Raw genomic sequence first — 13,646 nt, forward strand, 5'->3', positions numbered from 1 at the left:
CGCAGGTGATGAACTTCTCTACCCTGACTCAATGGCCTGGCGCCTGAGGCGACGACTATGATGAACAGAAATGACCTGCGTCGTGCTGACATCAATCTGCTGGTTGTCTTCGAAACCATGATGCATGAGCAAAATGTCACGCGCGTCAGCGAAAAGCTGTTCCTCGGACAGCCCACCATAAGCAACGCTTTGGCGCGCTTGCGGGTGATGTTCGATGACCCCTTGTTCATTCGGTCCGGGCGACTGATGGAACCGACCTTCAGAGCGCGGGAGATTTTTTCTAATCTTTCTCCGGCATTGGACTGTATCGCCGCAGCTTTGAGCCGCTGCCAGACATTCGAACCGGGCACCAGTGAGGCCACTTTCCATATCGGGCTCTGCGACGACGTCGAATATGCGTTATTGCCGGACCTGCTGCGACGGCTGCGAGGCGAGGCGCCGGGCATGACGCTGGTGGTGCGCCGGACCGATCAATGGCAGATGTCGCAGCTCTTGGCCAGCGGAGAGATTTCCTTGGGGATCAGCCGACCCTGGAGCTGCCGGCCAACGCCCGGCGCAAGATGCTACGTGCGGTCCGGCCGATGCTGTTGCGGGCCGATTCTCACCCCGACAAGCTAACCCTGGACCAATTCTGCTGTCGGCCCCATGCCGTGGTGTCGTCCATGGGCAATGTCATTGACGATTCGGACCGAGCGTTATGCCAGATGGGCCGACAGCGTCGGGTGGTGCTGACGGTGCCGCAGTTCAGCGCCTTGCCGGTGTTACTGGCGCAAAGTGACATGATCGCCATCGTGCCGGATTATGTCGCCCGAGCGATGACGATGGCGCCAGGTTTACGGACCGAACCGGCCCCGATTCGCTTGCCTGAGCACGAACTGTCCATGGTCTGGCGCGCAGCCTCCCACAATGATCCGGCTGAACGTTGGTTACGCTCCCGCTGCAGCGCGTTCTTGGCCGAGCAGGCCGATCCGCAGGCGCCATCCAGAAAAGTCGCCTGACAGTAGGGGGCTGGCGCCGTCAGCGGGAAAACCGGTTGCGGTACTCCCGGGGGGAAATCGAGAGATGGCGCTGAAAGGTGTGGCGCATCCGCTCCTCGTCACCGAAACCGCATGAGCGCGCAATCTGGTCGATGTTGCGCTGGGAGTCTTCCAGCAGCCGTCGTGCGGCTTCCAGGCGGAACATCTCGACCGCTTTGGCCGGGGTTCGTCCAGTCTGGCGTTTGTAGACCCGGGCAAAATTGCGCGGGCTCATCCGCGCCTGCCGGGCCAGCCGCTCGATGGTCAGGTCATCGTCGGCCAGATGCTCGGCAATCCATAGGTGCAATGCCTCGAACCCGGCGCTGTCCTGCATCTGTGATTGCAACAACTGGCTGAACTGCGCCTGCCCACCGGGCCGCTTGAGAAATACCACCAGTTCCCGGGCCACCTGCAAGGCCACGTCGCGACCGCAATCGGCTTCGACCAAGGCCAGTGCCATATCAATACCGGCACTGACGCCTGCCGAGGTCCATACGCTGTCCTGCTGGACGAAAATCGCGTCCAGGTCCACTTCGATCAACGGGAAGCCCGTCTTGAGCATCTCGCACATGGCCCAGTGCGTGGCGGCCCGTCGTCCGTCCAACAACCCGGCCTGAGCCAGCAGAAACGTTCCGCTGCATACCGACGCGGTGCGCCTGGCCTTGACTGCGGCCTTTTGCAACCACTGCACCAGATCGACACAGTCGATCATCGCCTGCCGAATGTCCGGTGCGCCGGGGACGATCAGCGTATCGATGAGCGTCCCGTCGAGCTCCCGCAGGGCACGGGTATCCACGACCAAGCCTTCGGCGCTTTGCATCAATCCGCCTGCCAGGCTGGCGGTGTGCATGGCGTAGCCGGGCAGGCCGCGTTCGGTCATGGCCTTGGTGGCGGCCCAGAACACCGTTTGGGCGCCGGTCAGGTCCAGCAAGCCCATCTGCGGATAGGCCAGGAATACCAGGGTGCGCGGTTGGGAAATGGACTCGGCGGCGAGGCCGACATCCAGGGTCATCTCGTTCATGATCGTTTCGCGCTGGTGTTTGTCAGGGCCGGTGAAAGAGTCTATCCGTTTTCGGCACAATTGAACGAGTGGCCTACCAGGCGGAATGGAACTTGCCTGAGCTTGGACCCATAAGCCCTGGAATCATCAAAGGTCGGGTCAATGAACAATGACAACATGGCGCAGCCAGCGGTCTCGTCGGACGGGGTGCCGATGCTGCCGATCAATCGGTTCCGCACCACAGACATCGACGAGCACGCCCGGAACATGGGCGGCTGGCAGGTTAGCTACGACCAGTTGACCCCCGGGCGCTTCGACGGCGAGTTGATCGAGTTCCGCTCCGAGTGGATGCAACTGGTGCGCGACCGCTCTAATCAGGCCCTGACCAAGCAAGGCACGGCCTGGGAGGGCGCCATCACCTTCAGCGTGCCGCTGAGTGCGGACGGGCCGGTCTTTTGTTCCGGGCACCCGATTGTCGAGCCCAGCCTGTTGGTGGCCCGTGGGCATAACCTGCCCGAGCTGCGCACCCCCCAGCATCTGGATCTGCTCGGTGTCGCCATCGACGAGCAGGCGTTGGAGCATGTGCTGGAACGTCAACGCAGCCGCTTTCGAATTACCGATCTTCCCAAGTGTTACCGTCTGGGCAACTCGACGCTGCCCGCCGAGCTTGCGGCGTTATTCGATGAGCTTGAAGGGGGCGAGCAGGGGCGTGACTCATTGCTGGGTTACGAGTCGATTCGTCGTGGCCTGCGTGACACGGTGATGCTGCACATACTGGAATTGGTGGCACCGGACGAGGCGCCGCCGCTCAACCCCACGGCGCGCAAGCGCATGGTCGACCGCGCCCGGGAGTACGCCTTGGCCCATGTCGATGAGCCGCTGTCGATCCTTGACCTGTGCAACCACATCGGTGCCAGCCGACGCAAACTGCAGTATTGCTTCCAGGAAACCCTGGGTATCAATCCCGTGGCCTATTTGCGGGCGTTGCGCCTCAATGCCGTGCGCCGTGAACTGCGTAACGGCGATCAGGCCCTGGGCGTCCAGGAGGTGGCGGCACGTTGGGGCTTCTGGCACTTGAGCCGCTTTTCCAGCGATTATCGGGTGCTGTTCGGTGAGACACCTTCCCAAACCCTGCGTCGCACGCATCTGTGCTGAAAACGGATAACGGTTGACCGGCCGGCTCCCTAGGATGACCCCCAACACCACAGGGTTGGAGGGGCATTCGATGAATCAAAATAAAAAAGCAAACGCCTGGCGCTGTACTTGGTTGACCTTGGGGCTGATCGGTATGGGGGGCGCTGCCCATGGCACCGAAAACGGTGCACCGACCACGGCGGTCGGGGTCTATGATTTCGGCGCGGGCATGATGCCGCCGGCCACGCCCTTTGGCACCGTCGGCCTGCGCACCGCGTTCTATTCGGCCAACGTGCAGAAGGACCGTCACGGCAAGTCCGTGAACAACAATTTCTCCCTGGATGTGCTGTCCATCGGCGTCGCCTATATGCGCATGACCGATTACACCGTGCTGGGCGCCAAATATGGCTTCGGCGCCGTCGTGCCGTTCTTCCAGATGGACGCTTCGGTACAGGTGCAGACGCCAATCGGTCCGCTGGATCTTGCGGCCGATCCGTTTCGCATGGCCGACATCCAGTTGTTGCCGGTGATCCTGCAGTGGACCCTCTCGCCCAACCTGTTCGTCAACACCCAGTTCCAGATCCAGGCACCGACCGGCGACTACGACAAGAACCGCCTGATTTCGCCGGGGCTCAACCACTGGACCTTTTCGCCGATCCTCAACGCCACTTACCTCTCCGACAGCGGTTTTGAAGTGTCTTCCAGTTTCGAAGTCGACATCAACACGCGCAACCCTGCCACTGACTACAAGAACGGCATTGAGTACCGCCATGAATTTGCGGTGGGCCAACACGTCGGGCCCTGGACCGTGGGCGTGGGCGGTTATTACTACCGCCAGTTCAGCGACGACGATGCGCCAGGACTGCAAGCGGGCAATCGCGCCCGGGTGATGGCTGTCGGGCCGGCGGTGAGCTACTTCAAGCCCGGTATGCCGCCGGTGTGGTTGCACGTCTACAAGGAGTTCGACGCGCGTAACCGTGCCGAGGGCTACACCACGGCGCTGCGCATTTCTCAAAGTTTCTGAAGGGACTCGCCATGAACCAACCAAGTAGCGTTTCAACGGCCCCGTTGCGTCAGGCAGGCCTGCGTCAGGGCTTGGTACTGATGCTGGGCAGCAGTTTGACCATTATGGGGTCGGTGATGGTTTCTCCCGTCCTGCCCCGCTTGGGTGCCGAATTCGGCCCCGTGGAACCCCGGGCCGATTTGCTGTTGCCGCTGGCGGTCACCGGGCCGGCCCTGGCAATCGCCCTGTGCGCACCCCTGGCCGGATGGTTGGCCGATCGCGTCGGGCGCAAGGCCTTGCTGGTGCTTGCCACGTTACTTTACGCCGTGCTCGGCGCCTTGCCGGCCATGCTCGATAGCCTGCCCGCCATCGTGGCGACGAGGCTGTTGTTCGGTTGTACCGAAGCGGCGGTCATGACCTGTTGCGCCACGTTGATTGCCGACTACTGGCACGACGAGGAGCGCTTGCGCTACGTCAATCGGCAGGTGGTGACCATCGGACTGGTGGGGGCGCTGTTCTTTGTGGTGGGCGGCGCGCTCGGGGAGCATTCGTGGCGCCTGCCGTTTCTGCTCTATCTCCTGCCGTTATTGCTGGTGCCGGTAATGATGAAGGTGCTGTGGGAGCCGCCGCTGGCGCGGCGCACCGTGACCGAGCAGCCAAACGGCGGGGCAGGGTTGGCCAAAGTGGCGGTGCTGCCGCTGGTGGTGGGCAACCTGATGATTTTTGGCGGCATGGTCCTGGCCTTCGTTTTACCGGTCCAGGCGCCGATGCTGTTGGTCAGCCTGGGCATTACCTCCAGCACCATGATCGGCATGGCAGCGGGGCTGAGCCTGTTGGCGACCCTGGTCGGTTCGCTGATGTGGCCAATGTTGCGCCGTCGCTTCGGCATCGCCGGTTGCAATGCGCTGCTGCTGGGGCTGGCGAGCCTTGGACTATGGCTGCTGACGCGCGCGCAAAGCTACAACGAGGTGCTGGTTTCAGTATTCATCCAGGGCCTGGGGTTCGGGTTGTTGGTGCCCAACGTGATGGCACCGGTGATGAACGCCCTGACCGCCAGCACCCGTGGTCGGGGGTTGGGCGGGTTCACGGCATTTCTCTATCTCGGTCAATTCGCCAGTCCTCTGGTGGTGGCGTGCGTGGGAGGATTCGCCGGCGATCTGCGCCAGTCCATCCAATGGTTAGCGTTCGCCAGCCTTGTCGTAGCACTCCTTTGGCTAATAACCGGTCTGCGCAGGCGTGGTCACGACCAGACCAGCCCTGTCGGCTCACGTCCATCGTCATGAATAAGGAATCCCAAACATGAGTATGCAAGACATCCACCAGTTGATGGATCGCGAAGACGCCATGGGGCTGGCCGAGTGGGTCAGGCGCGGCGAGGTCCGGCCTGGCGAATTGCTCGAGGTGGCCATCGAACGTCTCGAGCGGGTCGAGCCGCAACTCAATGCCGTGGCCGAGCGATTGTACGATTCGGCACGGGACGCGGCGCAAATGCCCCAAATGGGGCAGGGCCCGTTGGCCGGCGTGCCAACGTTGATCAAGGACCTGTTTTCGCCGGTCAACGGTGCGGCGATGACCAACGGCTCCCGCTCCCTGGGAAGCGCGCGGGCGGATTTCGAGGCGGAAGTCGTGACGCGTTTGCGGAGGGCAGGGTGCCAGTTGGTCGGCACCAGTACATCGCCGGAGTTCGGCACGTCGTACTCCACCGAGTCCGCACGGTTTGGCGCGACTCGCAACCCTTGGAACACCGATTACAGTGCCGGGGGCTCCAGCGGCGGTGCCGCGGCGTTGGTGGCGGCCCGGGTGGTGCCGTTCGCCCATGGCAACGATGGCGGCGGTTCGTTGCGGGTGCCGGCGTCCTGCTGCGGCGTGTTCGGCCTCAAGCCCAGCCGTGGCCTGTTGCCGTCGGGGCCGATTGTGGGGGAGGGCTGGGCGGGGATGGGCACGCCCCATGGGATCACCCTGTCGGTGCGTGACAGCGCGGCGTTGCTGGATGCGACCGCCGGGATGGACCTCGGCGCGCCCTATGCCGCCCCGATGCAGGCGCTGCCTTACGTGACAGCGGTGCAGCGCGATCCGAAACCGCTGCGCATCGCCCTGGTCGAGCAACTCGGCCCCTGGCCGACGTCGCCTGAAAGCTTGCGGGCGGTGGGCGAGGCAGCGCGATTGTGCGAATCCCTGGGGCATCGTGTCGAGCCGGTGAACCTGCCGGTGGTGTTGCCGGAATTTCTCGACCAGGTGTTCACCATCATTGGTGCAAGCACGCGCCACTATGTCGATTTGCTGGGTCAGATGCGCGGCCTCGCGGTCCAGGCCGAAGAGCTGGAAGTGCGCACCCGGATCATCCTGCGGGACAAGGGGAATGTGAGCGGCGCCCAATACGCGGCCGCCGTGGAATGGATACACACCCTGGGTCGGCAACTGGCGTCGTTCATGCAGGATTACGACCTGATCCTTACCCCCGTCTTGACCCGTGAGCCGGCACGGATCGGTGAGTTGGACATCCAGGACGTGTGCCTGAGTCTTGATCAATTGATCGAGCGCTACCACAGCTACTCGCCATTCACCGCGTTGTTCAATGCCAGCGGCCAGCCGGCGATGTCTGTGCCGTTGTCCTGGAGCAGCAACGGCCTGCCGATGGGCGCGCACTTTGCCGGTCGCTTTGGCGAAGAAAGCACCTTGCTGGCCCTGGCCGCGCAACTGGAACGCGCCCAGCCGTGGCGTGGTCGGGTGCCGGCGGTGAACGCCTGTCGTCATTGAACGCGGCGATGTTTCAATAAAGCCAAGCGGGCCGGTTCGAAGACGGTACAACCAGCCTCGATGGGGGGGCCGATCTCGATGCCTGATCAGGCCCGCTTCCCACCACTCAGCCGTGCCCGTCCCGAAATCGCTGATCAAAATCCTCCGCCAGCTGCGCCAGGGTGATGCTGCCCAAACGCTTGAGCAGCAACGCCTGGGCCTCATCGAATGCATCCGTCAGCGCCGCATTCACTGCTTGTTCCACCAGGCACTGTGGGTGATCGGTGGACAGGCCGATGGCAAAAATCGACGTGCTGCCCAAGGCTTGATGGATGTCGAGCAGGGTCATTTCTGCCAGGGACTTGCTCAACGTCCAGCCGCCGCGATGGCCTTTTTCCGAGGTGACGTAGCCCTGTTCCTTGAGCAGCGCCATGGTCCGGCGCACCACCACGGGGTTAGTGCCGAGCATCTGCGCGAGAGTATCGGAGGTGGCGGATTGCTGGTGACGGTCCATGTGGATGAGCACATGAAGCATGCGGGACAGGCGCGTGTCGTTTCTCATGATAACGGCGTTGTTCGGTGGTTGAGACGGGCTGAGTATCGCCTGTAATTGCAAAAGTTACGAGATCGTTGACAGCGGCTTTTCAAGGAACTTACGATGTGTCGAGACTTTGGCGGTCCTTCGAACACCACCCTTGGAGAAAGCTCATGGGCTACGACGTCATCATTACAGGCGGCAGTTACGCGGGTATGTCGGCAGGTTTGCAACTGGCACGGGCCCGGCGAAAGGTGCTGGTGATCGATGGGGGGCTACGCCGTAACCGGTTTGCCGCGACTTCCCATGGCTTTCTTGGACAGGATGGCCGCGCGCCCGCTGACATCGCCGAGGATGCCCGTGCCCAGCTCATGGCCTATCCGACGGTGGAGTGGCTGTCGGACACCGTGGTCCAGGCCCGCAAGGAGGAGGGCGGCTTCACCCTGGAAACCGCCCGTGGGCAGCATTTCCAAACCCAACGTCTGCTGCTGGCCACCGGAGTGGTCGATGAGTTGCCGGCGGTGCAAGGCCTGGCCGAGCGCTGGGGAAAAAGCGTGTTTCACTGCCCTTACTGTCACGGTTATGAGTTGGACCAGGGGCCGATCGGCGTGCTGGCAACGTCGCCCATGTCGCTGCACCACGCCTTGATGCTTCCCGACTGGGGGCCGACGACGTTCTTTACCAATGGCGTATTCGAACCGGACCCGGAGCAACGGGCCAGCCTGGAACGACGCGGGGTGACGCTGGTGGCCGAACCGGTCGAACGCATTGAAGGCGAGCGGGCGAATGTGGTGCTGGAAGGGGGGCGCGTGGTCGCCATTGAGGGGCTATTCGTCTTACCGCGTACCCGCGTGGGCAGCGCCTTGGCCGCCTCTCTGGGGTGTGAGTTCGAAGATGGCCCGCTCGGCGCGTTCATCCAGACCGACATGACCGGTGAAACCAGCGTGCCGGGGGTGTTTGCCTGTGGTGACGCGGCCATGCCGTTCGGCTCGGTGGCGCTGTCCGTGGGCGATGGTGTGCGGGCGGGATCGGGCGTGCACCGATCGTTGATTTTCGGCGCACACTGAAAAACCCGCTCCCCGCCTGAAATCTAAACCTGAACCGCCCCGGTTGCCACGGCGAAGGCGAGCATCACCAGGCTGACGCCCCAGGCCCAGAAAAAGGTGTAGGCGATGTGTTTGCGCAACTCCACGCCGGACAACGCCAGGGCCAGGTACACGCTGGGCACCACCGGGCTGATGGAGAAACCGGTGTTTTCACCGATCAGCATGGCCCGGGCCACCGCATCCAGGGGCACGCCTGCGGCGGCGGCCACGTCCCTGATCACTGGCAACAGGGCGAAGTAGTAGGCGTCCGGCGAAAAGATCATCCCCAGGGGAACGCCAAAGAATCCGACGATCACGTGCAGGTATTGAGCGGAGCCGGCCGGCAGAAAGTCGATCAGTGCCAAGGCCATGCCATCGGACATCTTCGCCCCGGACAGCACCCCCAGCAACACGGCGGCGGCCATCATCACCAGGACCATTTGCAGGGCGTCGGAGGCATGGGCCTTGAGGCGTTCGGCCTGGGCGTCCAGGGAAGGGAAGTTCAGCGGCAGGGCAATGCCCAATCCCACCATGAAACAGGCATAGAGTGGAAAAATACCGGTGAACAGACACGCCAGGATCGCGCCGGTCAGCGCCACGTTCAGCCAGTACCGCAGGTCGCGGGGCGAGAGACCGAACTCGCGACCTTCGCTGGACAGGCTGTCCAGATCGACGCTGGCGGCCGCTCCCAAAGACATCGGCCGACGACGCTGGGCGCGCGAGCCCAGTACCGTCGCTACCAGCAACATGCAAACCAGACCCACCAGTTGCACTGGCAGCAAGCCCAGCCAAAGCTCGGTGGCGTCCAGCCCGGAAACCGCGGCGGCCCGGGCAGTGGTGCCGCCCCAAGGCACCATGTTGATCACCCCGGCGGTGGTGCCCACCAGGCACAACAGCATGGCCGGGTTCATGTTCAGGCGCTTGTACAACGGCAACAGTGCCGGAATGGTCAGCAGAAATGTCGCGGCACCCACCCCGTCCAGATGCACCACCGACGTCACCAGCACCGTGACCACTGCCACGGCCAGCGGCTTGCCACCGGTGCTGCGGATCAGCAGGTTGACCAGCGGGTCGAACAGGCCGCGATCACGCATGATCCCGAAAAACAGAATGGCAAACAGAAACAGCGCGGCGGTGGGCGCTACGGTGATCAAACCGGCCTTGATGAACTCGCCAATTTGTCCGGGGTTGAAACCGGCCAGCAGGCAAGCGGCAACGGGGAGGGTGGTGAAGGCGACGACGGGGCTGATCCTGCGCAGCAAGATCAGCCCGATGATGACCAGCATCATCAAAAAACCCAACGTTGTAATCATGGTGCAGCCTCTCTTTTTATTGTTGTCGACGGTACGGGCGCGCGGGTCCTTCAGCCCTGTGGTCGGGGCAGGCGCAGTGACAGCAGCAGATAACTCAAACTCTTGCCATGGCGGTCCAGGCCGCAACTGAGGTTGACGCCGCCTTCCAGGGCGTCTTCGAGGACGAAATTCAGCGCATGCAGATTCGGTAGTTCATAGCGATGCACTTTGGACGGCTGGCGCGTGGCAAATTGTTCGGCGACTCGTTCGCAGGTCAGTTCTCGCAGCAGCCATGGGTAGTGCGCCGGATCGAGGGGCAATACCGCAATGCTGAGGATGTTGCCTTTGTCTCCGGCACGAGCGTGGGCGAAGTCGGCGAGGGTGATCAGGTTCATCAGTACCACTCCAGGGTCGTGTGGATTTCTCTGCGTGGCAGCAGGAAACTGCGGGTGGTGACGGCTTCAGCGAGGTGCCGGCGAACGCCGCCACCGCCGGCCGGACCGTTGGTGTAAAGCGACTCCACCTCGGCCAACAGGGTCTGGACCATTGCCTGATCGGTATGGGTCAGGCCGACGCGCACACGCACATCGTCGAGGGCCGGCGCCAGGGCCAGTCTTTGTTGCAGATAGCGGCCACTGTGGTCATTGAACAGACTGGCGACACCCGACAAATCGATCCAGGGCTGTACGCCTGGCGCCAATCGGTCAAAACGTTGCTGCAGAATCTCCCGGGCCAGGGCGGCACGGGCCACGGCACCGGGGCCGGCATAGGAAATTTCCGCCTCGCCGAACCATAGCCCGCGCACACCGGCCAAGCCTTTGAGCGTATCGGGGCGCGGATGGCCCAGCAGGCCGCTGACCTCAACACGGTCATCACCCAGGTCGTGGACGCGGGCCTGCCCCAGGTCGAGCACCACATCCGGGGTCAGGTAACGGCGCGGATCATGCACCTCGTAAAGCAATTGTTCCTTGACCGTTTGCTCGCTGACGCGCCCCCCGCTGTCCTGGGTTTTGCCAATGATCAAGCGCCCATCCTCATGGATTTCGGCAATTGGGCAACCGAGGTTCGCCGGGTCCGGGATCTCTTTGATCCCAGGGTGGGCAAAGTACCCGCCGGTGACCTGGGTGCAGCATTCCAGCAAATGCCCGGTCGCGGTGGCGATGGCCATTTTCTGCCAGTCGTCGGCGGCCCAGCCCAGCCCGTGGCGAATCGCGCCCACCGCCAGCGAGGGATCGGCCACGCGCCCGCACAGTACGATGCCAGCACCTTCTTGCAGCGCCGTATGAATGCCGTCGGCCCCGGTGTAGACATTGACCGATACCACGTCTGCGGAATCCTGGGGCAGCCATTGCTCGAAGCGCGGCGGGGTTTCTTCCAGCAGGTCATCGCCCAGTACGCAGGCGATTTTCAATGTCCGATAGCGTCCTGCCAGTGTTGCTCGCAGGCGCTGCGCGGCGGCCCTGGGATTGGCTGCGCCACCATTGGTAATGATGGGGATGCCGGCTTCGATACACACATCCAGCATCGGTTCGAGGAAATCGAACAGGCGCGAGGCATATCCCGCTTGAGGATCGAGGCCCCTGCGCAACTGCGCTTCGGCCAGCGTCCGTTCGGCCAGCAGCTCCAGCATGATGTAGCGCTGGCCGTTTCGTTGCGCCAGATCCTGGGCCAGGCGCAAGGCGGCGTCCGGGCGATCATTGGCAAAACCGGCGCCGCATCCGACGAGAATTGTTTTGGTCATGTCCGTTTCCACTGATGGGATGGCCCATAGTGGCGGGCAGGGATTGTTCTGTGAATTTTAAAGGTAGAATCAATTGATCCATTATCTTTATAAGTGCGGCCATGAACGTTTCTTTCCGACAGCTTCGTGCCTTTATCCTGATTGCTGAAACCTCAAGCTTCACGCGCACCGCTGAACAGCTTCACCTGTCCCAGCCGGCCCTGAGCTACAGCATCCGCAAACTGGAAGAGACCATGGGTTTGCAGTTGCTGGCGCGCAACACTCGCAGTGTCGAGTTGACCCTGGCCGGCGAGCACTTCCTGCCCCAGGCCAGGCGCATGCTCAGGGACATGGACGATGCCGTACGCGACGCCCGCGACACTCTCAGCCTGAGTCGTGGCTCCCTGCGCCTGGCGGCCCTGCCCACGGCCGCCGCTTCGTTCCTGCCTGTGGTCATCGCTTCGTTCCAACGCAAACACCCGGGTGTAAGGGTGAGCGTACTGGATGGTCGGGCCGGGGAGATCATGGGCTGGGTGCAGCGCGGCGAGGTGGACGCGGGCATTACCTCGTTACCCGACGACCTGTCCGGGCTGAGCTTCGTGCGCCTGCTGGATGACAATCTGGTGTTGCTGACCCACAAGGATCATCAGCGCGACAGCCTGGACGACTGGAAACGCAGGCCCTACATCGCCCTGACTCCCGACACCAGTATCCGGCCCTTGGCCGACGCGGCGTTACGCTACCTGAACGTCGAGCCTGAGCCGGCCTGGGAGGTGGCGCACATGAGCACCGCCACTGCGCTGGTACGCGAAGGGTTGGGATTTTCCCTGCTGCCGGCCAGTTGCACGGCAGTGTTCAATATTGGTGAGCAGTGCGCGGTGATCGCCATTGACCAGCCTGGCAAGCGTTCGATCGGCCTGTTGCAACGCAAGCCAGTGGCTCAGTCGCCCTCGTTGAGCCAGTTCATGCAGCATTTGCGGCAAACACTTCGCCAGTAATGTCAGTGCCATTGTCATCGCGAGCAGGCTCGCTCCCACAGTGTGTTCCATTTCGTGTTCGTCATAAAACCCTTGTGGGAGCGAGCCTGCTCGCGATAGCGGGATTCCCGTCAGTGCCAGGCGATCTGATCAAACGCTATTGGGTGCCAAACATCGCTGTCCAATAAATCCCCGCATCGCTCTTTGGGTCCACGGCATAGCCGGCGCCCAGCTCTTTGAACTGCGGGTTCATCAGGTTGGCGCAATGGCCGGGGCTTGCCAGCCAGCCGTCCACCACTTTGAGGGCCGTATCCTGTCCGGCGGCGATATTCTCGCCGATCAATTGGCCGAGGTAACCGGCCAGCTCGGCGCGGTCGCCCGGCATACGGCTGTCGCGATCCTTGTGGTCAAAAAAGTTGTTGTTGGCCATGGTCCGGCTGTGGCTCACGGCGGCCAGGGCCAGCGTAGCGTTCCAGGCCAGGGGCGTGGTGGCCGTGAAGGCTTCGGTGCCGCAGCGCCGCGGTTGGGCACGAGCACTGTTGATCAGCTTCAGCAGCTTCTGGCCTTCGGCTTGCCAGTCTCCCAGGCGCGCCGACAACAACGGGCGTGCCAACACGATGCGCCATTCGCGATCCAGGCGACTGACGCCGATGTCGACGAACTGTGGGTCCAGCACCACCTGGCAGAAGCTCTCCCGCACCGCCTTCATCGCAGCTTGCGCGTCCCGCGGCCCGGACAGGCTGATGGCCTGTACGTTGACCATCGGATAGGCCGTGCGGGCCAGCGCCTGCTGCAGGTCGCCAATGCCGTTGGCCGACAGGATCAGCCGCGAGTCCATGGCTAGCGGCGGCAGCTCCAGAGAGGCTTGATCCGCGCAGCTTTGCGACTGGCTGCGGTAAAGGTTGATGGACTCGACCAGTTGCGTCTCTTCGGTGGCCAGGACACTGGTGGCGAAGGCCAGGCCCAGCGACAGCCCGATAAGACGCATGACGGATGAAATGGCACGCATGTAAATCTCCCTTGAGCGGACGGCGCCTATGATGCGCAATTTTTGCCCGGCTGGGGCAACGGTATTCACGCTCTCTTGAAATCCCTTGCAACGGCACCGCTGGGTACCGTTTGGGACAATCCTCAAGTAGTGGGATCAA

The 13,646-nt window shown here is 62.8% G+C and carries 12 protein-coding genes and 1 pseudogene; 7 read left to right on the forward strand and 6 right to left on the reverse strand.

What is annotated here, in order from left to right; genetic code table 11:
• The first annotated feature begins 57 nt into the window (after nt 1-57).
• Nucleotides 58-998: pseudogene (locus tag BM132_RS03785) on the forward strand (LysR family transcriptional regulator).
• 19 nt (nt 999-1,017) lie between these two features.
• Here BM132_RS03785 and BM132_RS03790 read toward each other — a convergent pair.
• On the reverse strand, nt 1,018-2,028 hold the full coding sequence (locus tag BM132_RS03790; RefSeq protein ID WP_092453897.1) for a GlxA family transcriptional regulator: 1,011 nt from the start codon (nt 2,026-2,028) through the stop codon (nt 1,018-1,020).
• 150 nt (nt 2,029-2,178) lie between these two features.
• Between BM132_RS03790 and BM132_RS03795 the strand changes: the two genes are divergently transcribed.
• The 4 genes from BM132_RS03795 (at nt 2,179) to BM132_RS03810 (ending at nt 6,910) form a co-directional block, all read left to right on the forward strand.
• Nucleotides 2,179-3,171 carry a helix-turn-helix domain-containing protein gene (locus BM132_RS03795; RefSeq protein WP_092453387.1) on the forward strand — a complete coding sequence of 331 codons (993 nt, stop codon included), beginning with the start codon at nt 2,179-2,181 and terminating at the stop codon, nt 3,169-3,171.
• A 70-nt stretch (nt 3,172-3,241) separates the two neighbouring features.
• The gene (locus BM132_RS03800; protein WP_092453389.1) at nt 3,242-4,174 is read left to right on the forward strand and encodes a SphA family protein; all 933 of its coding nucleotides are present in this window, start codon (nt 3,242-3,244) and stop codon (nt 4,172-4,174) included.
• Nucleotides 4,175-4,185: 11 nt separating this feature from the next.
• Nucleotides 4,186-5,436, forward strand: coding sequence for an MFS transporter (locus BM132_RS03805; protein WP_092398051.1), 1,251 nt, complete (start codon nt 4,186-4,188; stop codon nt 5,434-5,436).
• Between the two features lie 16 nt (nt 5,437-5,452).
• Nucleotides 5,453-6,910, forward strand: a complete 1,458-nt coding sequence (locus tag BM132_RS03810) for an amidase (RefSeq protein ID WP_092398053.1) — start codon at nt 5,453-5,455, stop codon at nt 6,908-6,910.
• Nucleotides 6,911-7,016: 106 nt separating this feature from the next.
• Here BM132_RS03810 and BM132_RS03815 read toward each other — a convergent pair whose 3' ends face one another.
• A complete protein-coding gene (locus BM132_RS03815; protein WP_092398055.1) occupies nt 7,017-7,451 on the reverse strand; it encodes an Rrf2 family transcriptional regulator in 435 nt (144 codons plus the stop codon).
• A gap of 146 nt (nt 7,452-7,597) precedes the next feature.
• Here BM132_RS03815 and BM132_RS03820 point away from each other — a divergent pair, with 146 nt between their 5' ends.
• The gene (locus BM132_RS03820; RefSeq protein WP_092453391.1) at nt 7,598-8,491 is read left to right on the forward strand and encodes an NAD(P)/FAD-dependent oxidoreductase; all 894 of its coding nucleotides are present in this window, start codon (nt 7,598-7,600) and stop codon (nt 8,489-8,491) included.
• A gap of 23 nt (nt 8,492-8,514) precedes the next feature.
• Here the strand turns inward: BM132_RS03820 and BM132_RS03825 are convergent, their stop codons facing one another.
• Genes BM132_RS03825 through BM132_RS03835 form a run of 3 tightly spaced genes read right to left on the reverse strand, consistent with a single transcriptional unit; the run spans nt 8,515 to nt 11,542 of the window.
• Nucleotides 8,515-9,822, reverse strand: a complete 1,308-nt coding sequence (locus BM132_RS03825; RefSeq protein ID WP_092453393.1) for a CitMHS family transporter — start codon at nt 9,820-9,822, stop codon at nt 8,515-8,517.
• Nucleotides 9,823-9,872: 50 nt separating this feature from the next.
• Entirely contained in the window at nt 9,873-10,196 is a 324-nt protein-coding gene (locus tag BM132_RS03830; protein WP_177218136.1) for an AtuA-related protein, read from the reverse strand.
• Complete coding sequence (locus BM132_RS03835) at nt 10,196-11,542, reverse strand: acyclic terpene utilization AtuA family protein (protein WP_092453397.1); 1,347 nt, start codon at nt 11,540-11,542, stop codon at nt 10,196-10,198. The genes BM132_RS03830 and BM132_RS03835 overlap by 1 nt, the downstream gene beginning before the upstream one ends.
• Nucleotides 11,543-11,643: 101 nt before the next feature.
• Here BM132_RS03835 and BM132_RS03840 point away from each other — a divergent pair, with 101 nt between their 5' ends.
• Entirely contained in the window at nt 11,644-12,519 is an 876-nt protein-coding gene (locus BM132_RS03840; RefSeq protein WP_092453399.1) for a LysR family transcriptional regulator, read from the forward strand.
• 136 nt (nt 12,520-12,655) lie between these two features.
• Here the strand turns inward: BM132_RS03840 and BM132_RS03845 are convergent, their stop codons facing one another.
• On the reverse strand, nt 12,656-13,507 hold the full coding sequence (locus BM132_RS03845) for a CAP domain-containing protein (RefSeq protein ID WP_092453401.1): 852 nt from the start codon (nt 13,505-13,507) through the stop codon (nt 12,656-12,658).
• Nucleotides 13,508-13,646: the final 139 nt, after the last annotated feature.

This window comes from Pseudomonas sp. NFACC45 (assembly GCF_900113505.1).
GTDB lineage: Bacteria > Pseudomonadota > Gammaproteobacteria > Pseudomonadales > Pseudomonadaceae > Aquipseudomonas > Aquipseudomonas tehranensis.

Excerpts from the sequence above, each read along its gene's own strand:
- BM132_RS03790 (WP_092453897.1), bottom strand. The coding sequence starts at position 2,028 with ATGACCCTGGATGTCGGCCTCGCCGCCGAGTCCATTTCCCAACCGCGC.
- BM132_RS03795 (WP_092453387.1), top strand. The coding sequence starts at position 2,179 with ATGAACAATGACAACATGGCGCAGCCAGCGGTCTCGTCGGACGGGGTG.
- BM132_RS03800 (WP_092453389.1), top strand. The coding sequence starts at position 3,242 with ATGAATCAAAATAAAAAAGCAAACGCCTGGCGCTGTACTTGGTTGACC.
- BM132_RS03805 (WP_092398051.1), top strand. The coding sequence starts at position 4,186 with ATGAACCAACCAAGTAGCGTTTCAACGGCCCCGTTGCGTCAGGCAGGC.
- BM132_RS03810 (WP_092398053.1), top strand. The coding sequence starts at position 5,453 with ATGAGTATGCAAGACATCCACCAGTTGATGGATCGCGAAGACGCCATG.
- BM132_RS03815 (WP_092398055.1), bottom strand. The coding sequence starts at position 7,451 with ATGAGAAACGACACGCGCCTGTCCCGCATGCTTCATGTGCTCATCCAC.
- BM132_RS03820 (WP_092453391.1), top strand. The coding sequence starts at position 7,598 with ATGGGCTACGACGTCATCATTACAGGCGGCAGTTACGCGGGTATGTCG.
- BM132_RS03825 (WP_092453393.1), bottom strand. The coding sequence starts at position 9,822 with ATGATTACAACGTTGGGTTTTTTGATGATGCTGGTCATCATCGGGCTG.
- BM132_RS03830 (WP_177218136.1), bottom strand. The coding sequence starts at position 10,196 with ATGAACCTGATCACCCTCGCCGACTTCGCCCACGCTCGTGCCGGAGAC.
- BM132_RS03835 (WP_092453397.1), bottom strand. The coding sequence starts at position 11,542 with ATGACCAAAACAATTCTCGTCGGATGCGGCGCCGGTTTTGCCAATGAT.
- BM132_RS03840 (WP_092453399.1), top strand. The coding sequence starts at position 11,644 with ATGAACGTTTCTTTCCGACAGCTTCGTGCCTTTATCCTGATTGCTGAA.
- BM132_RS03845 (WP_092453401.1), bottom strand. The coding sequence starts at position 13,507 with ATGCGTGCCATTTCATCCGTCATGCGTCTTATCGGGCTGTCGCTGGGC.